The organism is Paenibacillus pabuli, from assembly GCF_039831995.1.
Taxonomy (GTDB): domain Bacteria; phylum Bacillota; class Bacilli; order Paenibacillales; family Paenibacillaceae; genus Paenibacillus; species Paenibacillus pabuli_C.
Window position 1 is genome coordinate 2,385,631 of record NZ_JBDOIO010000003.1, and the last position, 19,933, is coordinate 2,405,563.

At 45.7% G+C, this 19,933-nt stretch carries 22 protein-coding genes and 2 pseudogenes; 3 read left to right on the forward strand and 21 right to left on the reverse strand.

From position 1 onward, the window contains the following. Positions 1-5: 5 nt before the first annotated feature. From ABGV42_RS12705 to ABGV42_RS12775, 15 genes and pseudogenes are all read right to left on the reverse strand, one after another. The gene (locus ABGV42_RS12705) at positions 6-605 is read right to left on the reverse strand and encodes a hypothetical protein (RefSeq protein WP_347381961.1); all 600 of its coding nucleotides are present in this window, start codon (positions 603-605) and stop codon (positions 6-8) included. A 49-nt stretch (positions 606-654) separates the two neighbouring features. Then, a complete protein-coding gene (pgsA, locus tag ABGV42_RS12710; protein WP_347381962.1) occupies positions 655-1,242 on the reverse strand; it encodes a CDP-diacylglycerol--glycerol-3-phosphate 3-phosphatidyltransferase in 588 nt (195 codons plus the stop codon). A gap of 396 nt (positions 1,243-1,638) precedes the next feature. Further along, positions 1,639-3,564 carry an ABC transporter permease gene (locus ABGV42_RS12715; RefSeq protein WP_347381963.1) on the reverse strand — a complete coding sequence of 642 codons (1,926 nt, stop codon included), beginning with the start codon at positions 3,562-3,564 and terminating at the stop codon, positions 1,639-1,641. Then, positions 3,561-4,316, reverse strand: a complete 756-nt coding sequence (locus tag ABGV42_RS12720) for an ABC transporter ATP-binding protein (RefSeq protein WP_347381964.1) — start codon at positions 4,314-4,316, stop codon at positions 3,561-3,563. The genes ABGV42_RS12715 and ABGV42_RS12720 overlap by 4 nt, the downstream gene beginning before the upstream one ends. A gap of 100 nt (positions 4,317-4,416) precedes the next feature. Beyond that, the gene (locus tag ABGV42_RS12725) at positions 4,417-5,421 is read right to left on the reverse strand and encodes a sensor histidine kinase (protein WP_347381965.1); all 1,005 of its coding nucleotides are present in this window, start codon (positions 5,419-5,421) and stop codon (positions 4,417-4,419) included. Then, complete coding sequence (locus ABGV42_RS12730) at positions 5,418-6,107, reverse strand: response regulator transcription factor (RefSeq protein WP_347381966.1); 690 nt, start codon at positions 6,105-6,107, stop codon at positions 5,418-5,420. The genes ABGV42_RS12725 and ABGV42_RS12730 overlap by 4 nt, the downstream gene beginning before the upstream one ends. A 281-nt stretch (positions 6,108-6,388) precedes the next feature. Then, positions 6,389-7,129 (reverse strand): SDR family NAD(P)-dependent oxidoreductase, encoded by a 741-nt coding sequence (locus ABGV42_RS12735; protein WP_347381967.1) that lies wholly within the window; start codon positions 7,127-7,129, stop codon positions 6,389-6,391. 2 nt (positions 7,130-7,131) lie between these two features. Then, on the reverse strand, positions 7,132-7,869 hold the full coding sequence (locus ABGV42_RS12740) for a class I SAM-dependent methyltransferase (RefSeq protein WP_347381968.1): 738 nt from the start codon (positions 7,867-7,869) through the stop codon (positions 7,132-7,134). Positions 7,870-8,161: 292 nt separating this feature from the next. Continuing rightward, positions 8,162-8,674 carry a GNAT family N-acetyltransferase gene (locus ABGV42_RS12745; RefSeq protein ID WP_347381969.1) on the reverse strand — a complete coding sequence of 171 codons (513 nt, stop codon included), beginning with the start codon at positions 8,672-8,674 and terminating at the stop codon, positions 8,162-8,164. A 20-nt stretch (positions 8,675-8,694) separates the two neighbouring features. Continuing rightward, positions 8,695-9,174 carry an NUDIX domain-containing protein gene (locus ABGV42_RS12750; RefSeq protein WP_347381970.1) on the reverse strand — a complete coding sequence of 160 codons (480 nt, stop codon included), beginning with the start codon at positions 9,172-9,174 and terminating at the stop codon, positions 8,695-8,697. A gap of 18 nt (positions 9,175-9,192) precedes the next feature. Continuing rightward, on the reverse strand, positions 9,193-9,717 hold the full coding sequence (locus ABGV42_RS12755) for a YfiT family bacillithiol transferase (RefSeq protein ID WP_347383225.1): 525 nt from the start codon (positions 9,715-9,717) through the stop codon (positions 9,193-9,195). 87 nt (positions 9,718-9,804) lie between these two features. Further along, positions 9,805-10,269 (reverse strand): annotated as a pseudogene (locus ABGV42_RS12760) (GNAT family N-acetyltransferase); the annotation flags it as partial. Between the two features lie 278 nt (positions 10,270-10,547). Beyond that, a complete protein-coding gene (locus ABGV42_RS12765) occupies positions 10,548-10,988 on the reverse strand; it encodes a hypothetical protein (protein ID WP_347381971.1) in 441 nt (146 codons plus the stop codon). 11 nt (positions 10,989-10,999) lie between these two features. After that, the gene (locus ABGV42_RS12770; protein ID WP_347381972.1) at positions 11,000-11,434 is read right to left on the reverse strand and encodes a hypothetical protein; all 435 of its coding nucleotides are present in this window, start codon (positions 11,432-11,434) and stop codon (positions 11,000-11,002) included. A 12-nt stretch (positions 11,435-11,446) separates the two neighbouring features. Next, a complete protein-coding gene (locus ABGV42_RS12775) occupies positions 11,447-11,704 on the reverse strand; it encodes a methyltransferase domain-containing protein (protein ID WP_347381973.1) in 258 nt (85 codons plus the stop codon). A 227-nt stretch (positions 11,705-11,931) separates the two neighbouring features. Here ABGV42_RS12775 and ABGV42_RS12780 point away from each other — a divergent pair, with 227 nt between their 5' ends. Then, positions 11,932-12,705 (forward strand): sporulation protein, encoded by a 774-nt coding sequence (locus ABGV42_RS12780; RefSeq protein ID WP_347381974.1) that lies wholly within the window; start codon positions 11,932-11,934, stop codon positions 12,703-12,705. Positions 12,706-12,877: 172 nt separating this feature from the next. After that, complete coding sequence (locus tag ABGV42_RS12785; RefSeq protein WP_347381975.1) at positions 12,878-14,251, forward strand: hydroxysqualene dehydroxylase; 1,374 nt, start codon at positions 12,878-12,880, stop codon at positions 14,249-14,251. A 109-nt stretch (positions 14,252-14,360) separates the two neighbouring features. Here the strand turns inward: ABGV42_RS12785 and ABGV42_RS12790 are convergent, their stop codons facing one another. From ABGV42_RS12790 to ABGV42_RS12800, 3 genes are read right to left on the reverse strand one after another with little or no spacing between them, the layout of a single operon-like run. After that, positions 14,361-14,651 (reverse strand): hypothetical protein, encoded by a 291-nt coding sequence (locus tag ABGV42_RS12790; protein ID WP_347381976.1) that lies wholly within the window; start codon positions 14,649-14,651, stop codon positions 14,361-14,363. Between the two features lie 27 nt (positions 14,652-14,678). Further along, positions 14,679-15,206, reverse strand: coding sequence for an AAA family ATPase (locus tag ABGV42_RS12795; RefSeq protein WP_347381977.1), 528 nt, complete (start codon positions 15,204-15,206; stop codon positions 14,679-14,681). Between the two features lie 24 nt (positions 15,207-15,230). After that, the gene (locus tag ABGV42_RS12800; protein WP_347381978.1) at positions 15,231-15,800 is read right to left on the reverse strand and encodes a DMP19 family protein; all 570 of its coding nucleotides are present in this window, start codon (positions 15,798-15,800) and stop codon (positions 15,231-15,233) included. 226 nt (positions 15,801-16,026) lie between these two features. On the opposite strand from ABGV42_RS12800, the gene ABGV42_RS12805 reads away from it, so the two are divergent. Continuing rightward, positions 16,027-17,187 carry a glycosyltransferase family 4 protein gene (locus ABGV42_RS12805; protein ID WP_347381979.1) on the forward strand — a complete coding sequence of 387 codons (1,161 nt, stop codon included), beginning with the start codon at positions 16,027-16,029 and terminating at the stop codon, positions 17,185-17,187. 89 nt (positions 17,188-17,276) lie between these two features. On the opposite strand, the gene ABGV42_RS12810 is transcribed toward ABGV42_RS12805, so the two are convergent. The 3 genes and pseudogenes from ABGV42_RS12810 to ABGV42_RS12820 all read right to left on the reverse strand — a co-directional run bounded on the left by ABGV42_RS12810 (position 17,277) and on the right by ABGV42_RS12820 (position 19,694). Continuing rightward, positions 17,277-17,939, reverse strand: a complete 663-nt coding sequence (locus ABGV42_RS12810; RefSeq protein WP_347381980.1) for an HAD family hydrolase — start codon at positions 17,937-17,939, stop codon at positions 17,277-17,279. A gap of 264 nt (positions 17,940-18,203) precedes the next feature. Beyond that, positions 18,204-18,980, reverse strand: a pseudogene (locus ABGV42_RS12815) (Cof-type HAD-IIB family hydrolase). A 144-nt stretch (positions 18,981-19,124) separates the two neighbouring features. After that, positions 19,125-19,694, reverse strand: coding sequence for a GNAT family N-acetyltransferase (locus ABGV42_RS12820; protein ID WP_347381981.1), 570 nt, complete (start codon positions 19,692-19,694; stop codon positions 19,125-19,127). Positions 19,695-19,933 lie beyond the last annotated feature (239 nt).

A 19,933-nucleotide genomic window follows, 5' to 3' on the forward strand; every position in this document is an offset into this window, starting at 1 on the left:
GGATATTATTCGGGTAACTGAGATACCCATTTACGCAAAGACTCAATCTCTATGAATATACCTTCACCGTTGTCTTTCGGTCTGGATATATCGAGCCCACTTGGTATATGGTGCTCATGCAGCATCTTTTTCCATAGGAATTCAATGGATCTCAATATCTCCAATAGAAACGTACGGGCATGTACGATGAACTGTGTGAGTATATGCCGAGGAGCTAGCTCCAAACGTATAGCAAACCTTAATTGTCCATTTGGATACTGGTCCATTTCAAGCATGAAGGGATCAATCCCATAACTCACAGAGGCTTTGCCTTGCTCCATCCACTTGCGAATCGCTTTCAGATAATCGTGCCAGATATTCATGCCACTTGGGACCTCATATCCGATTAAAGCTTGTCCCCTATCATCGAATACGTGAATAGCCATCTGAAGAGCGTCAAGTCCAAATTTTCGACTCATTATCAACCGTTCTATCTGTTTACGATCATTTACATCGGCATACTGGACTTCCGGTTGTTGTGTCACAGCAATCAGCCAATTATCTATCCCTGTTTCCTCTTCTATTAATGACCCTGGTTTGACAAGCAAAACTTTAGCTTTAATCATTTGTCCTGCACCTCCTTCACCTGAAAATAGCGACCAATCTTTGCCTACTCTACTTTCCTAATTGAAGCATTTTATAGTTTACTCGTATGTAATTCATCCCCGACAAAAGAGTAACGCCCGCTGCCACCCATAGTAGAGCCATGTCAACTCGCATATCCGTCAGCAGGTTAAACGGATAATTGCCCAGCAATATTGCGATAATAGCAGCAACCTGCAAGACCATTTTGAGCTTGCCATACCGATCGGCCGCGAGAGCGATGCCCTGTTCGGTTGCAACCATTCTAATTGCCGTAATCAATATCTCACGGCCAATAATGATCACCGCGATCCATGAACCGATCATATTCTCTTGTACCATGACGAGCAGGGCCACGGAGATCAACAGTTTATCGGCAAGTGGATCCAGCAATTTCCCCAGATTGGTCACCTGGTTATACTTCCTTGCAATATATCCATCCAGCTTGTCTGTACCTGCAGCAATGACGAAAATAATTACACCAAGGGTAGTCCCATGCTGATTCAAAACATGCAGGATTCCACTCTGCCCCAGCATTGAAGGCGATAACGGAACAAAGCACAGCATAAATAACGGAATTAAAGCTATCCTTGCGAGTGTGATTCGATTAGCCAAATTCATAGTTCCTGCCCCTTCCACTTTACAATAGCAATCGAAGTACTCTACTGTACAATCATTTCGTCCAACATCCTCGCATTACCTGTTTTCCCCAAAAATTCTTTTTTAAAGATTTTAATTTTACGTTTAAACGGGGACTTATTAGCCAGTATACTTAACCTATAGCTGGACAACTCCCCCATGAAGAAGGTTGGACAACAAAGCGATATCTAACAGGCGGAAAGTGAATATTTTACAGGTTCAGAGGAGGGGTAGGGTTTAATGTTTGATGGATTAAAGCAACTCCTAGAAACAGGTAAAATCGACTATCCGTTACAATAACAAAAGGGTCAGGCTGTATTTTTTACATACAGTCTGACCTTTTTTGCACGTTTTGTTTTCACGTCCATTCATTCCGATCTACAACGCTTCCTTAATGACCCGTCTGTAATACCACACAGATAACAATCCAAAGATTGAATATAGCAATGTATACAAAATCATGACAATGATTGTTGGTGTCACCAGTTCCGTACCGAAGAAGAACCACCCGGATTTCACCGCAAAATAGCTATGACTCAATCCCACCACCAGCGGAATTCCGAAATTGAAGACCTGCTTGAGTTGAATGCCGTGCAGCAGATTGCCCTGTGTGAATCCGAGTTTGCGCAGGATGGTATAGCTCGGTTTTTCTTCTTCACTTTCATTCATTTGTTTAAAGTATAAGATACATCCAGAAGTAATCAGGAAGGTCAGACCAAGGAAACCGACAATGAACATGATCAGCCCCATACTGGTGCGTTGGTTATTTCTGAATTCGATCTGCGAGAAGCTTGGGGCTGTTAGCTGCTGTTCTTGGAAAACGCCATATGCCTCTTCTGCTTGTTTCTCGTTCACAATACGCACACCATAATAGTCCGTCGGCTCGCCTTCTTGCAGCTCAGGATCAAGATCCTTCTGAAGCTGCTGGTAGACCGTTTCATCCACAACAGCTACTGGCATGCCCTTGGTATAATAAACCGGAAGGACTCCCTGTTTGGTCGTGCCGATCAATTGTTGATCGATGGTTTGTTTCGAGCCGTGCAGCACGATTGGACCTTTTTCCTGAATGGAAATCATCTGCTTAATGGCACTTCCGTAACCCATGAAGACCACTTCACCGGGTTTCAGATCAATATCATCTACCATATTATCACTAACCACACTGCTGAACAGGAGCTCTTCCGTCAGGGAATCATCCATCACTTCTCTGGCATCCATTTCAATATAGATAGGCTGTCTGTGCTTCTCCTCATATGGAATCTGTTTCTCCTCAAGCTCCGCTACAAACCGATTTTTCACACTAGCCTGAGCAAAAGAAAAATCTTCCGGCAAACTTTCTTTCGCTTGCGCTTCAGCCGAATAGTATGAAATATAACTAAGTGACAGCATGCCGATGGCAAGCGCGGACACCGTCGTAATGATTGTAAGCAGCAGTGCATTCGATTTCATACGGAACATGATGGAGGATAGCGACAGCACTTCATGGATGGTAAGATAGCCGTTTTTGCTTTTACGAATCAGATTGAATAAAAAACTGACCGAGCCCTTATAGAACAGATATGTTCCCAGAATAACCGAAAACAAGATCAGTATCATCATGTACATTAGCTGCTGCATATCCAGCGCCTTTCCGCTGAACATCCTTGCGGACAATACGTATCCGAACACGATCAGGATAATACCCAGGATGCCGATGATGATCTGTACGATAGACATCTTCTGCACCTGCTGCTCTGCCTTAGCTGTTACCCGAAAGAGCGAGAGAATGCTCTGCGCCTTAATGAAGGCATAATTCATCAGCATAATAAGCAGGTACAGCACCGCAAACACAATTAGGGTCTGAACCAAGGCCATCGGAGAGAAATATAGTTTCGTCATGGCATCAACGCCAAGGATCTTGAACAAAATCATCAGCACCAGCTTGGAGCCAAGGAAACCGATTAAAACACCTACTGCCATGGAGCCAAAATAGAGAATGCAATTTTCCGTACTCAGAATGCCGAAAATTCTCCCTTTTGTTAGCCCAACCAGTTGAAATAAACCAATCTCCTTGCTCCGTCTCTTAATGAAGATGGTGTTGGCATAGAGCAGGAAAATGCCCACGATGGCGATCAATAACACGGAAGACGTACCAATTGCCGCTGCTCCTTTGGTCGAAGCTGCCACTTCATCCATGGAGGGATCATACTGCAGCGTCACAAATGAAAAATATAAGGCCACGCTAAAAATTAGAGCAAATACATATAAATAATAGCTTTTCAGGTTCTTTCTCAGGTTACGGAAGATGATGTAACGCAAACTCATTGCTGCACACCACCCAACACGCCCTGGGTTTTGATAATGTCGTTGAAAAAGGACTGACGGGATTCGTCTCCTTTATTCAATTGAGTATAGATCTGCCCGTCTCGAATGAAAATCACCCTGCTGCAATAACTCGCGGCAACCGGATCGTGAGTAACCATAACGATGGTAGCCTGATGTTTGATATTCATTTCGCTTAATTTGCCAAGCAGATCCGAAGCTGATTTGGAGTCCAGTGCGCCTGTCGGCTCATCCGCAAATATGATGCTCGGATCATGAACAAAGGCTCGCGCAGCCGAGGTCCGCTGTTTCTGGCCACCCGAAATTTCGGACGGATATTTGTCTTTTAATTCATAGATGCCCAGTTCACGGGCAATTTGTTCGAACTTCCGATGTGCTTCCTGTTTCGGAACGCTCGTAATGGAAAGCGGCAGAAGCACGTTCTCCTTCACGGTAAGCGTATCGAGCAAGTTATATTCCTGAAAAATAAAACCGAGATGATGCTTGCGGAATTCAGCGAGCTGCTTCTCCTTCATCCCGGTAAACTCCTTGCCTTCGATCTCAATGGAACCTTGACTTACCCGGTCAATCGAAGAGAGGACATTAAGCAGTGTTGTTTTCCCTGAACCCGAAGGTCCCATGATGCCTACGAATTCTCCTTTGCCAACCCCGAGATCAATTCCCTTCAGCACTTCCTGCTTGTTGAGTTTGTTGCCATATACTTTGCTAATTTTCTTGGCTTCCAGTATCCACATATCCCACACACTCTCCTTTGGTATATCTCTATCATAGACGGGACCTGCCAATGGTTCGTGCGATTCACCGAACAAAACGAAAAAGCATGTGACATTGTTGTCACACGCCCGCAAGATGCACCATGTCGTTTTTCCGAGGAAAGGTTAGTTGGACTGTTGTGCCTTCGCCAGGAGCAGATTCGACGTGAACATCCATATGAAGCGTTTGTGCCACCTGCCGGGTCAGGTACAGCCCCATTCCGGTTGCTGCGCCTTCCAGCCTGCCTCGAGTTGATGTGAAGCCTTTATCGAAAATCCGCGGTAAATCCTGCGCTTCAATCCCTCGCCCATGATCCTGAATCGAGAGAACGTGATGTCCTTCATGCTCCCAGCTTTCGATCATAATATCTGAGGATTCACTGTATTTCACCGCATTGCTCAGCAGCTGCCGGATTATAAAACTCAGCCATTTGCTGTCCGTCAGCACACATGTAACACTTAGAGACACATCGAAACCAATGCCTTTCGAGATGCACCAGGACTTCAAGGCACGAATCTCTGCATTCAAAATCGGTTCAAGCTCCGTAACTTCGATAAACAGATCATTATGCATAAATGGAATTCGCTTCTGGTGCAGCTGCTGATCGAGCAGTTGGTGAATTCGCAGCCATTCGTACGTCATTTGATTGCGCAGTTTCTCATCCGGCGTACGTTCTATCATTAACTGCAGCGCCGTGAGCGGCGTCTTCACTTCATGGATCCAGGATAACATCTGGTCCTTCTCTTGCTCGAGCAGAATGAGGTTGGATGAGGATTCCTTCCGATAACGCAATGTCTGGGAGGCCACGGCATCCTGTACGATAAGCTCATAGGGACTTTCGGCTATATCCAGATCTGCCAGATCATAGGTATGGTCCCATGTCGTTAACTTTTTATAGAAACGTGTCTCCCTCGGATATCTTGTCCAGATAAACACAATGCACACAACCACATTCAGGATTACGACGTATGCCAGGGATTGAAGGGGTATGGAAGAATCAATGTAGGCAACAAACAAAATGATGAGCTGCATGCCTACCAGCAACAAGATCCAGCTGACCTTTTCTCTAATGTATTTGCCGATCATGCTTCCGCCTCTTCCGTTGCCATATATCCCTGTCCCACTTTGGTTTCGATATATCCATCCAGTCCCAGTGGCTCAAGCTTCTTGCGCAGCCGATTGACGTTGACCGTCAGCGTGTTATCACTCACAAAGTGTTCATGATCCCATAAGCTTCGTATCAGTTCCTCACGGGTGACAATCTGATTTTTGTGCTCCACCAGCACTTTGAGAATAAACATCTCGTTTTTGGTCAAAAGAACCGCTTCTGATCCCAGCGTAAGTGTATTCTTCACATACTCTATCGCAGCCCCGCGCCAGGTTCGAAGTTCGATCCGTTCCGTGTTGTAATTGTATACTCTCCGTAACGTGGCCTGAATTTTGGCGATTAATACGTCGAAATGAAAGGGCTTCTGAATAAAATCATCTGCGCCCAAGTGCATGGACATGACCATATCCGTGGGATGATCCCGTGAAGACAAAAAGATAATGGGCACGTTCGAGTGAGCTCGAATCATGCGGCACCAATGAAAACCGTCATATTTGGGCAATTGTATATCAATGATGACCAGCTGCGGCTGAACGTCACTATACTCCTGCATTACTTTGCCGAAATCCTGTATGCCATATATGTCATAGGACCATTGAGATAATCGTTCCTTGATCTCGCTGAATAAGGATTCATCGTCTTCAATGAGCATAATTTTAAACAAGGTTCTTCACCACATTTCTGTTCTTCTAAGGTTGCAAAAGTTCATACACTCGGCTGTCGCGGGTTAACCGTTATGGGTACGAATCGTTCTTCTGATCGCTGTTTCTTTAGAATTGACTTCGTCCCCTCCATTACTTCCGCTGCTTATCGAAAACGAATTACTAACTTTGAAATGGCAATGTCCACTCTTGCATTATGTTGTCAGTTTACAGGGTAGTTAAAGTTATATCAAAAGGGATATACACATAGAGCATTAAAATCAAAAAAACCTACTCTATGATGTTAGCTCTCCAAGGAGTGTATCACCTTGTTTGCATCACTACTCTCTTCGATGCGTTCAATGAGCTGCTTGGCTACCTCCCGCGGCGATCTTAATTGCCCTGCTTCATACACTTGATTAAATAGACCCGAGAGCGCAAATTCATCGGTACACTTGCCTCTTGCCACGGCCTGCAGTTCCGTATCTACCATCCCAGGATCAAATGCCATGACCTCAACAGGGTTTGTCCTCTCGGACTGTTCCATCGCCACACACGCCGAAAACATGTTTATTCCAGCTTTTGAAGTACAGTATGCAGCCATGGAAGGTGCTGGATAACTACCCGAACCCGAGGTCAGATTCACAATTTTCCGCCGTGCAGACAGATGTTTGGTTTGCCGAATAAAGGATGAACTCAATATCATCGGGGCTCCCAAACTAATATTCAAATTCTTGCTTATCTCTTCTATGCTGCACTGATCTATCGGCTTCAGGGGTTCCAGCATTGCTGCATTATTAATAAGTCCTATGAACTCGGTTTCCTGCAATGGAACCATCTCCAGTATTCTTGTGACCAATGACTCTATGCCCATCAGATCACTCAGATCATATTGAAAGTGCTTATACAGGTCATGTCCATGCAGAAACTCATCAGTCCCCCGTGAAATCCCATAGACCCGGTCTCCCTGTTCCAGTAACAACTGAGCCAATTGCAGGCCAATTCCTTTAGAGGTACCAGTAACAATAAAGCTTCTGTGCCCCATGTTTATTCCCCCTTTTTTTCTTCAGACAGTGGTTTTCTCCATAGCGTCACCCACAGGATCGACAGACCGAAACAGGGATCTTCCTTACCCATCGCCTGCATCGGACGCAGCTCCACACATTCAAACGGACCTTCCAGCAAATAACGAAGCTTCTCTTCCGTAAAAACCATTCCGCCTTTCATGGATCTCTCTTGATATACTTCCCAGTCACTCATCACGCTCTCAGGTCCGCCCAACCCGCCAAAACCCGGAGCAAAACATGTCATTCCGAAATACCCCCCAGGCTTAAGTGCATCCGTAATCATCTCAATGTAGGGGATACGCTGGTGTGGCAGCAAGTGGTGCAGACAGCCGGAATCATATACGAGGTCATACGCTTGCTGCGGTTCAAGTTCAAATACGGATCGGCACTCAAAATTCACATCCAGCTGCACTTCGGCAGCTCGTTCCTTGGCCCATGCAATGGCTGTTTCCGAAAGGTCGTACGCATCCACGCTATACCCTGCTTTTGTTAGATAAAGCGCATTCCGGCCCGGCCCGCAGCCAAGCTCCATCGCTTTTCCTCCAGTCAGTAAACCTGAGTTCACTTGATCGACCAGATTCTCATCGGGCTTGTTAGGAAAAAAGGGAATAGGACGATTCCGATCTTCATAAAATGGCTCCCAGAATTGCTTCGCTGATCTAAACTCTGCATCCAGCATGTTATACAGATCCTGTACATGTTTAATCGTCTTCTCCAACGCAACACCCCTCCTCAAGTTTCTCCGAAAATGCTTCTGCCTGTTTTCTCTTATGTATGAAACTCTTCGTTAGTTATCCATGCAAACCTCATGTTATATAGCCCTTTTAACTGGTCATATTGCTTCAAAACCCCACACTCCATTATACCATTTTTGTCCAATACATCTCTATTTTTCTTGTAAATTTCCTTAGGTAAAGCCGCGTTAATATACTAAAAAAAACAGAACCAGCGCAGAAGATTAACCCCTGCTTAAGCCCTGTTTCTTCTGCCATTTTAAAATGTACGAATTTTTAAACAGACCTCAATTTCTTCGTTAAATAAAGTACGACGTCATCATCTATTATGGTTTCATCCCCTGGCATAAGGTAGCGATCATGCTTGTGAATCCCCTTGCCATCCGGAATATATCCACGGCGTGCATACAGGATCTGGGCTTTGCCATAATCGGTGAATAATCCTACCCCAATCCCTGCAGTATCCGTGCGTTCTTGAATCAATTCCTCCGCGCGGTCCATTAATCGTGAACCTATGCCTTGACGCTGATATTGGATTAACACATTGAAATCATTAATTTCCGGAATCCCCTCCTCTTTGAACGATGGATAGTCTGAGCTCCATAGGACGTTGACGTATCCCGCAAATGTTCCATCCAGCTCAGCTACCAATGTGACGCGTTTACCCTCTTCCTGTTCTACCAGATAGCGAAGGTACTGTTCTACAGGTTTGACCCAGCCTTGTTCCTGAAATGCCCGAGAGATGAAGGCTGGATCATTCACATTCAACGTTCGGATATGTATGTTCATCTTGTTTCTCCCTTACAACATCATTTAGATTTTAGTAATGCACCGGTTAAATCTATATCATGCCGGGTCGTTCCCTTAGAGGGGTACGCTGTCCATTGATCCAAAAAAGAATAGAACATTTCTCCAAAGCTCATGCCAGAAGGCAAGGCATCCACCAATTTCAGCCCTCCAATTTCATGATTCGGAAGCTCTACAGACATGAGGCTGAACTCGTCAACAGCGGCATAATAAACCATACCGAGGTTCCCATTCATTTTGTAGATACCAAAAGGCTCAAGATTGAACCTTATTGCTCCTGTCTCTTCGTAGAGTTCCCTGCCTGCAGCGTTCAGCGGAGTTTCGCCGGGTTCACAAGTGCCCCCGGGAAACTCCCAGCCTTTGCGTTTATTGTTGTAAACGATGACGTATTTATCCTGAAACTGTGTAACCATAATCACGAATGCAATTCCTCGTTCAGGCTGCTCCATTTCATTCAAATAAAACCATTTCGGCTCTGTCACAATAGCTACACCTCTCTGTTAGATCCCCAGCCGGTTTCTGAGCGAAGTTACATGAGCAACATGGTGTCTGCCATGCCAGGAGTAAACCCCCAGGTTGTAATCCAGTCTTGTCGTTTCCTGCGGACCCGGATGGTAGAATTGTTTAGCGTAATCCTCATCGGATAATGTTTGCAGCAGTGCAACCCAGCGCCGATGCAGTGCATCCAGTATTTGCAGGGAGAACTCAATATCCAAATCCCTTGAATCGTTTAGCTCTGCCCAACGCTCTTCATAATAAGGTCTTATCGTTGGTGTATCCTCGGTGAGAGCCAATTTGAAACGGATCATGCTGTTCATGTGACTGTCTGCCATATGGTGTATAACCTGCTTGAGCATCCACCCACCTTCCCGGTAGGGCAGACTTAATTGCTCTTCGCTTAATCCTTCTACAGCTTCTCTCGCACGTTCTGGAAGCTCGGCAATGTCCTGAATCCACTGCTCCCTCTGTGCTGCTGTAATTTCGCCGGTATGTTCGAATGTGCCTATCGGATACCGCAAATCCATTATCCATTCCTCCTTGTCATATTCCATCAACCAGCAGTCTCTCATTTGACCTTCGTGCAGTTCATGTTGCTTCAACAGCTTGATCTTTCTGAAACCGGATTTCTCATAGCAAGCGATGGCACGGACATTCCAAGTCTGAGGATCCATGACCACTTTCTGGGCCTGCTTCTCATCTCTTAAATAGGCTACCATAGATTGCACAAGTTTTGTGCCCATACCTTTATTCCAGTACTCAATATCACCAATGAATTGGTCTGTTCCATAGATTATCTCATTCGTCTCTCCATAGCCATATTCAATCCGTTCATCTTCTTCAAGTTCATAGAATTGAATATAGCCTATAGGCTTATCTCCAACCTCAACCAGGCAACGACTCGTGGCATCATCCTGATTATAAAAATGCTCTCTTACCCGCTCAAGATCATGCGGCTGATCACGGCCCTCGTAGTATTGCAGTACTGCCGGGTCAGACAGCCATTGAACCAGCTGAGCCTCGTCTGCTTTTTCCAACAATCGTACGGTAATCTCATTGGATCGGTATATTGGCTTCATTCCGCATTCTCCTTAATCATCACCATGTGCTCTCCCTTGACCCAATGGAGATTTTTTCCGAATACCTTCTCTTGATGCACATAATAAATCCTTGGATCCCTTACCGAAGGAACACCTTCACTCAAAGGGGAGATCGTGAAGCGCATCCTGTAAGTACCTGCTTCATCAGGGATGGAAAATCCTGTGAAATTTCCATTTTCGTTACTCGTGTTAATCCCCTTATCCTGCAATGCTTGATGAACGAGCTTGTTTTCGCAATGGTCCATCTCCCTGATCATTTAGCTATATTGATGCAAAATTTGATACTCCGTTAAGGGCTGCGTCAACCGATCCAATTCGGGAGATGCCGTCCAATCACTACCGGTGTTCATCCCGTATTTGATGGTATGTATTACACTGCCCGCAGACATGTACAGATTGTGATGAACCCCCGGTTGAACAACAATGTGCTGTCCTTCTGTAACAATCCGAAGATGTAAAATGGATTGGCCTTCATATGATGCGTAAGCAATCCAGCCGGATTGAACGAGATAATGCTCTGTCACATGCAAGTGAAGATGGCTATTCTGCCAAGCTCCTTCGGGAGAGGCAACCGTTCTACAATAATAGCTCCCGTCATCTGCTAACATCTTATATTTACATTCTCGATTGTCCATCTGCTCATAAAATGCCCTAACATCGTCCCCAAGAAGCAGTTCCGTAGTGTTTTTTCGATTCATGTCGTTGCACCTCAAACCGATAAATTGTTGTTATTGATGAGTTTTACGGCCTTCCAAATATATTTATGCTCACGCACAGCAATTCTTCCGTGCATTTGATGCTCCTGGATTTTCACTTGCAATTGTTCGCGATACTCGGGCAGTGTGTAATCCAGATTGCCTGGAACATCGGACAGAAAGAGCGCAAATTCCTTTTCATTCGGGAAAATCATGAACGCCTCGTTGAACTCCTCCATCTCGATCTGCTCATATCGGTTACGCAGTAATCGTTCCTTCACCTTGCTGATGTCTGTATGTATCCCGAAGATGATCCCACCATTACGCAGTATTCTTCCATGTTCAATGATGGAAGTAGGCCCTCTTCGGTCATAGATCAGATCAAACTGTTCGTTTTCAAAAGGGACGTCAGTCTTCGTGGTGGCGTACACAAACTCAACATTGTTCACTTCGCTTGATGCTTAAAGCGCAGTCTGTGCGATATGCAGCAGCTCCTTAGAGTTATCAAAACCCGTAATATGACGGGTATGTGCAGACATTCTCAGTGTAAAATTACCATCACCACAGCCCGCATCGAGCACGGATTGATGCTGAGAGAACAACCGGATCAACCGTTCTTCAAAAATGTCCTCCGCCGATTGACCTTCCCAGGTATATGTAGATCTCCCCTTATATCCTCCGTTTCGCAGGGCGATCATATCGTACCAATCCATTCCCATCGTTACATCTCCTTCCAGAAGGAAATCCCTAATTAAACAATATTCGACAACTGGAGTTCATTTCTCCTGTCTTTTTACTATCTTATTTTTTTGACTAAGCAAGTGCTTTGTTCGTTCTCCACAACCATTTACAACAAATTTGAAACGACTATCTCATCGATTCCGTATTAAGGTCGAAGTCGAATTATTTTCCATGTATAAACCATTATGATCTGGAGGTTGAACGGATGTCTTTTTTTAAGAAAATGTTAGCCAGTGTAGGTGTTGGAGCAGCTAAGGTCAACACGGAACTCGATACACCAGAGGTCGAGCCAGGAGGAGTCCTTTCGGGAACCGTCTATATTCAAGCTGGAGATGTGGAACAAAACGTGGACCGGATCTATCTGACCATCAACACGTATTACATAAGGGAACGTGATGATCGCAAAGTAAAGGAAACAGCCGTGGTCGCCAAATATTTGCTGACCGAAGGATTTACACTTCAACCTGGGACGAAGCTTGAGAAGAAGTTCTCGTTTGACCTGCCAGAAAATCTCCCAATCACGCTCCATAGCGCGGAGGTTTGGGTAGAGACGGGCCTCGACATCTCAAGTGCCGTTGACCCTTCCGATCGCGATAGACTTCGCGTCGTGCCCACTCAGAATATGCGTACCGTGCTGGATGCCATCGATATCCTTGGTTTCCGGCTGCGGGAAGTGACCAATGATTATGCTCCAAAACTTGGCGGCAATCTGCCCTTTGTACAGGAGTTTGAGTTTGTGCCAACAAACAAGTTCCGTGGATACCTGGATGAACTTGAAGTGCTGTTCTATCCGATGGGGGATTCCATGGAATTGCTGCTGCAGATCGACCGGAGAGCTCGCGGACTCGGTGGCATTTTCGCGGAAGCGATGGGCACGGATGAAAGCTTCGTGCGTCTGCATCTGTATGATAGACATTTGGAGCGGGGAGCTCATTCCGTAGCCCAAGGTCTTGAAGAAGTCATTTCCAAGCATCTATAAATTTTATTCTTGTAATATCAACAGCTCTCTGGCTGCATTTCATGCGGTCAGAGGGCTGTTTTTCTTGCATTTGTTGATTTGATGACTAAATAGCCTCTTACGGGATCTCTTAGCCAGCTTGCCTGCTGGAAATAATGGGTATATAAAATAAAAGCAGAGGAGGCGAATTCCATTGAGTGCACAACCTGAAAATCAGGAAAAGAACGAAGACCAAACGATTATCATTGGCGCTGGCCTGGCTGGTTTAAGCTGTGCCTTTGAACTTGTGGACCAGGGAAAGCCCGTACTGATTCTCGAAGCAGCCCCATATGTTGGAGGACGTACAGGCAATTGGAAAGAGCGCGGGATGGAAGTGGAATCCGGATTTCATAAATTCATTGGATATTATAAAGAATTGCCAAAATTACTTGAACGGGCAGGCATAGATCTGGATGAGATGCTGGCATGGGAGACAACCATGCAAGTCCGCCATCCTGATGCAGAAGAGTATGGCGAATTTGGACTGGACATTATCCATGCTCCACTTAAAACATTATCAGGCGTACTTGGCAACAATGATTTTATTACGCCTAGCGATAAGGCTTCCCTTGTTCCGTTTCTGGCTGCGGGGTTCAAGGACTGTGTCTCCCGGCCTGAGGAACTGGATGAGATATCGCTGCTTGATTTTGCGAAGCAGCACGGGGTCAATGAGCAGGCTCTGGAACGCATCGTTGAACCGTTATCTTCCGGCATTTTCTTCATGCCTCTTGAGCAATATTCCGCATACGCCTTCTTCGGCCTCTTTCTTCCGGGCATTCCCCGAATTCATAAAATGCGGATTGGTGCGTTCACCGGGGGCATGACTGATGTAATGTGCGCCCCTCTGGCAGCTGCAATCGAGCAAAAAGGAGGACGGATTCGCACCAACGCTCCTGTAACCCGATTGGTAGTTGGAGCGAATGGTCTGGAAGGTGTGGAATTAAAAGATGGCGAACGAATCAAAGCTAGTCGTGTCGTTGTCGCCGCCAATATCCGTCGTTCCCAACAATTGCTTGAGGAGCATTTCAGTGAGCATGAATGGTTCCAACCTTTCCTGACCCTGGATGCGATGCCGCATGTTACGGTACAATTCGAATCGGCACTTCCACTTCTTCCCGAAGACCGGACAACGTTTGGACCAGGTACCGATGTTGGTTCGTTCGGAGAACAATCCCGCACAACGTTTCGTGGACGACCTGGCAGAGCTTCCATCATTATGGTAAACCCGGATGAGCTGATTGATCTGCCAGATGAGGAAGTCTGGCATCGGGCTCGGAAAGGCCTTGCTGCCATCGGACTTCATGAAGGGGTTTCATCCGTAACCGAGTATCGCATTGTCCGAGGGAATGAAAACTTTTATCGAATTGCGCCAGGCAATGAACGGAAGCGTCCCGAACAGGTGACTCCGATCCGTGGGCTTTATCTTGCTGGTGATTACACCAAACAGCCGATGTTTACCACGATGGAAGGTGCCGTGTTATCTGGGCAGAAGGCCGCAGCAGGCATTCTTGAGGAAGCGACTCAATAGTGATCAGTAGCCTTCTAAATGATACAAAACCAAAATGGACAGCCTTCGCCGTCATCCTGACGAGCCGGGCTGCCCTTGGTGTATAGAAAATATGAGGTAACGTGGGCTTCTAGGAATGTTGCTTCCACCGCCTGAAGCCTGTCCGAATTCCATAATAAGCGGCTGCAAACAGGATAAAGCCAGCAGCATAGAGAAGAATCAAGCCAGCATCCCATCGAACGACAGCTCCAAATGCAACGTGGGATTGCAAGTTAGCAACAGATGAATAGCTCTGTGATATATCAGGTACGTAAGTCGCTGTCATCCACATTCCTCGAGCTACCGTCCATCCGATTATACCCAAAGTTATGAACAGTGTAACCAGTAATGATTCAACGCACAAACGTTTATTGAAACTCATCAGTTGGCCCCCTTATATACGCTATGTTCAGTTCATCAGTCGGGTTGATATGTGATTCACCACATCATCTGTCGTTAAGCCGTCCGTCATCACATATTCCTCAAACCGAGATCCATGAAAAGCTTCGGCACACTTCTCTCCTTGTCTAAATGTCCACCCACCGGGCGTATCCCCGCGTTTCAGCAATCTCTCATGTAATGTGTCCATTGAAGTCGTCAGCGTGAAGTGGAACAGCTCAGAATCGATCTCCTGCAGGCCACGATGTATGTACTCGAATTGTTCGGATTTGTAGATTGTCATTGGCACGATCAGGTGTTTTCCATATTTCTGCTTGATTTCACGGGCGACATGCACCGTAAGGACTTTCCACAGCTCCATATCCTGAAAATCGTCCGTTTTCTCCTGTTCCAACTTCACATCGTCCACAATCACGTTTCTCAGCATATAACCGACCTCTTCCGGATCGAAGATCATACTGTCCGGCATGAGTGATTGCAGCTTATGCGCAGCCGATGTTTTCCCTGATCCAAACGCCCCGTTAATCATCACAATCATGGCAGCTCTCCCCGTGAACTGAATTTAATTCATCAAGATGTGCTCGATTCCCTGTTTTATGTTGTCTTTGTTATTATCCACATATTGATACAGAAGATCGAAAACTTCTTCATTATCTTCCTGCATGCTCAAGCTTCCAGCTTGCAATTCTACCCGCTGCAAGACTTCATGAATGTGCGGCCCATGTGTCTTCAGCGACGTTGTTACGTCGTGCTCAGACAAGGCATTTACATTCTCCCTCAGTTGCTCGGAAGTTACGCCACTCCCGGATAACTCCTGTTGTATACTCTTCAGTATTTCGGCATCAGCCTCGTTCCCGATTCGCTGCATCGCTGTTATGGTTTCCTGCAGAAATCGTCCGCTTGCATTTTCCAAAAATCCGGTCATGCCGTTCATGGATATCTCGGTATCCAGATCAATGATTAGAATCACGTCACGCAGAACCTGCGGAAGTTCAGGTCCACATTCACGAATGGTCGTAAACTCCGCACGGTATAGATCCATGGCCACACTCCCCACCACTTCTTCACCTGACATGGCTTCAAGTTGATCCAAAGGTAGTAATTGTTGTAATTCTTCCTGTAAGCTATTCATCGATTTCCTCCTATATACACTAGACCCATTTGCGGTCAAAACAACCTTTCAGTCGCTTGAACTTTTATATCATAGCAGAATTACCTATTTCAATTGAACACATTCACGATTCCCCTGGACAGGCTATCTTCAAATTTACATAGAACGTCTTGAAGTTAACCTTCATTTGACCCTCGGAAAACGATCCGTTGTTATGATCTTGACATCAAGAGTCATGGGAGGGGTTATGATGCGCCTGGCCTTGTTTACCGACACCTACATTCCCGAAACCAATGGTGTTGCAGGTACGCTGCACCGCTTGAGTAACCACATGAACCGCAGAGGCATCGAACATCTACTGTTTACTCCGAAGTCTGTCATCGATGGCAGCCACTCCGCATCGGTACGAGCGGTCGCCAATATCCCCTTTTTTCTGTATCCGGAATGCCGGATCGCCTTACCTAACCGGGCCTCCATCCATCAACAACTGAAAGAATTTGAGCCTGATCTCCTGCACATCGCCACACCATTCAATATGGGTCTTCTCGGACTCAAGTATGCACTCAAGCAACATCTGCCACATGTGATCTCCTACCATACCCACTTCGATCGCTACCTCGAATATTACAGATTAAAAAGCATGATCCCTCTCTATTGGAAGTATATCAAATGGTTTCACCGATCCTCTGATGCTACCTTGACACCGTCCCTGGAGACACTAAACACACTGCACTTGCAAGGTATTCAGCGTCTTAAGCTCTGGTCACGCGGAATAGATTGTGATCTGTATACACCAGATAAAAGAAGAGATGCGATTCGTGCTCGCTATAATATAACGGCCCCTCTTATTTTACTCTACGTTGGACGAATTGCCCCAGAAAAAGATATGGTTACACTCACTTCTGCCATGCTGCACCTGCCCGAAGTCATGCAATCCCGTGTACACTGGCTCATTGTTGGAGACGGACCTCTGCTTCCCAAAATGCGTTCGCAATGTCCGCCGAATGTGACCTTTACCGGGTATGTGCATGGTGAAGAGCTTGCCGATATGTATGCTTCGTCGGACTGGTTTGTGTTTCCCTCCTGCACAGAGACATTTGGAAATGTCGTGCTGGAAGCGATGGCTTCTGGACTGCCTGTTCTTGCTGCGAATGCTGGAGGTGTGAAGGATCTGGTGGCACATCATCGCAGTGGCGTTTTGTTTGAGCCGGGCAATCCTGAGGCCTTGATTCGTGAGATATGTCTCTGGGGCAGTCACGTGGATCAGCTTCGAAGGATGGGTCTGGAAGGCAGGAAGCTGGCTCTCCAGCGGTCCTGGGAACATATTTTTGACGGATTGATCAGGGACTATGAAGAAGCCATTGAGAACCGCAACAGACGCTCGAAGTCCCGAATCATAACAGCCTGATTCCGACAGGGCATGAGTTGAGTGAGGTAATGCTAAAAAAGAGTGGGGATGCAGCCAAAATATCCTCACTCTTTACAACTTTCCCTCCCCTAAAGCAAAGGCAGCAATTCACGAAGATGTGTAATGGAATGCAAAGGACGGGACGTGATGCTATCCTGCCAAGGCTGATTGACTTTCATCCAAATGGTGTTCATGCCTACTTTTGCAGCTCCCTCAACATCGTTCATGGGATGATCTCCAATGTAAATGCACTGTTCTGGAGATAGACTGAAATGCTCAAGCGCTAGTCGAAATATCCGCGGATCGGGCTTTTTCACCCCAGCCTCCTCTGACACAATAATCAGGTCAAAATCATCCCGAATTCCGAGCTGATCGATTTTGCCATACTGTATTTCTGTTTTTCCATTCGTGATTAATCCCGTTTGGTATTTGCTTCGGAGTTGCTGCACCACTTCCCGCGCCTCTTCCATCAGCACTGCGCTTCTTACATATTCCTTGCCATAGAACTCCATAAGCTCAGCATGCGGCGGGTTCACGGACCAAGGCAGCTCCTGCAGCAATTCATTGAATAGAAGCGGCTTATCCTTATAGCCATCCTGATCCAGTTCAATAATTCGTTGAGCGATATCGTCAGTGGTCTCCAGATGGCTGAAATAGGTCTTCATCAGGCTTTGGGTAAATCCCTCGAAAGTTCGCGTCCTGTTCAAAATGGTATTGTCCAAATCAAAAATAACCGCTTTAATCTGTTCCATGGTATCTGCCCCCCTATCCTTGCCTAAGATTTCGTTAATCTGTACCCCGTGAGGAGTCTTTCTCCAAAAATTGCTCCAGCTTTTGATTCATTCTGGCTTGCTCCTGCATTATTTTTTTGGTTTTTACTTCGATACTGAGTAATGTGATTGTCATCATTAAGATACACACGAAACTGATCAATTCTATGATCTGCCCTCACCTCTATCAACCATTTTATATCGAAATCCAAATTAAGGATATGATTTACAATAAATCCATATTGCTCATATCAACTTGGACTTCTTCAATGCATGGGTGACCCCTTCCTCACTAGCACATAGCGTAACGTAATCTGCGCTTTGTTTAAGCCGTTCTCCTCCGTTTCCCATTGCGATACCGAGGCCCACATACGCTAGCAGATCGATATCATTCTCTCCATCACCGAAGGCCATGGCTTCCTCTCTGGTCAGATGGAGATAGTCAAGTACTCTGGCAGCAGCTAAAGATTTGGATATTTCGTTTTCTTCCAGCACATTGGACACATATGGATGAAATCTTACAAAGCGTAATGAAGGAAATCTGGATTGAAATTTCTCTGTCTCTGGCTCATCCGCATATAAGCAAATGCAAACCACTTCCTGCTCCAAAGAATCCATTTTCAGCGGAGAATCCGTTACCCCGAGGGTTTCCCGTAAAGCGTCTAAGACGCGAATATCAGTAGCACGTAAGCCATTCATTGCAAACAACTCTGTAAAATATGAAATGCTGTGATCGTTCAATTCGGCAAATTCACTAAATTCCTGGACCGTCTGTCTAGATAGCACGGACTTATGTATAACTTCATTTCCGATTTTGATCAATGCCCCATTGGCTGAGATAATGATATCGATCCCTAAATCAATGAATTCTTCACACAAACTGTAGGGCCTGCCTGTGACAAGCACCACTCAAATGCCTTTACGTATCAATTCGCGAATGGAATCCTCCGTGGCCGATGATAAACTACGATCCGTTTCGCTCAACAATGTACCATCTACATCGAAGAATACAATTCTAATCAATCGTTTTCCCTCCTCTGAGGTGCAGTTGGGATGAATCTACTGTCTACTGAAGATGACAATTCTCAGCAAAATAAATCATATTAAATGTTCTACTTAGTAAAAGAGATGACCCCTGAGCAATCAGCCTGTCATCTCTTAGGGCTTCTAATTTGCTGCAAAATCCTCCACATCACATAACCAGACCATATGGTCTGTTCCCTCGCCCCAATAGTTGCGTGCCACGGTGTAGGGTTCACCAAACTTTCGCTGCCATTTCTTCTGCGCTGTCCGGTAGCCGCTATCCAGGCAAAATTGCTTAATCCCTCGCTTCTGAAGTTCAGTTGCGAGCGCCTGAATGAGCATCGAACCAATTCCCTGCTCTTGAACTTCCGGCAGGATGTATAAGCTACCCAATTCTCCGATATGATTCAGTTGATTTTCACTCAGGATTCGGATTTCCTCACCGCAGGGCGCATATGAAATTGTCCCAACTACGCTGTTTCCCCGTTTAGCAAGCAGAAAAAAAGACCCGGTATCATTAGACTCACTAGACTTGTTCGGAAGCAATGTTGATTGAAGCAGCAACTTTTTGTGTTCAATTTCATCCTTAATATCATCCTGAAGCGGACTCAGTCCCTCTTGATTAAACGCCTCCGTAATGGAACGCTCAAACACCAGGTAGGCACCCTCCACATCTGTTGAATTTAAGGGTTGAATGATCGTCGGTTGATCCATATATAATGGTCTCTCCATTTCGTGATGTCTGATTAATTTGTACTTCTCTTAATTAATGATCTTAGTTGATTTGAATCCTCTAGCGATATGCTATATCCCGTGGTGGTGTCGACCCCGTCTACCAACAAAGCATTCATTTCAGGATCAGTTCCTATTGAAAAATCATATTTGGTCACGGAACGATCCGTTCGTTATGCTCATCTTGTATTGGGCTGCATAATTAAGATTTCCGAGGATAA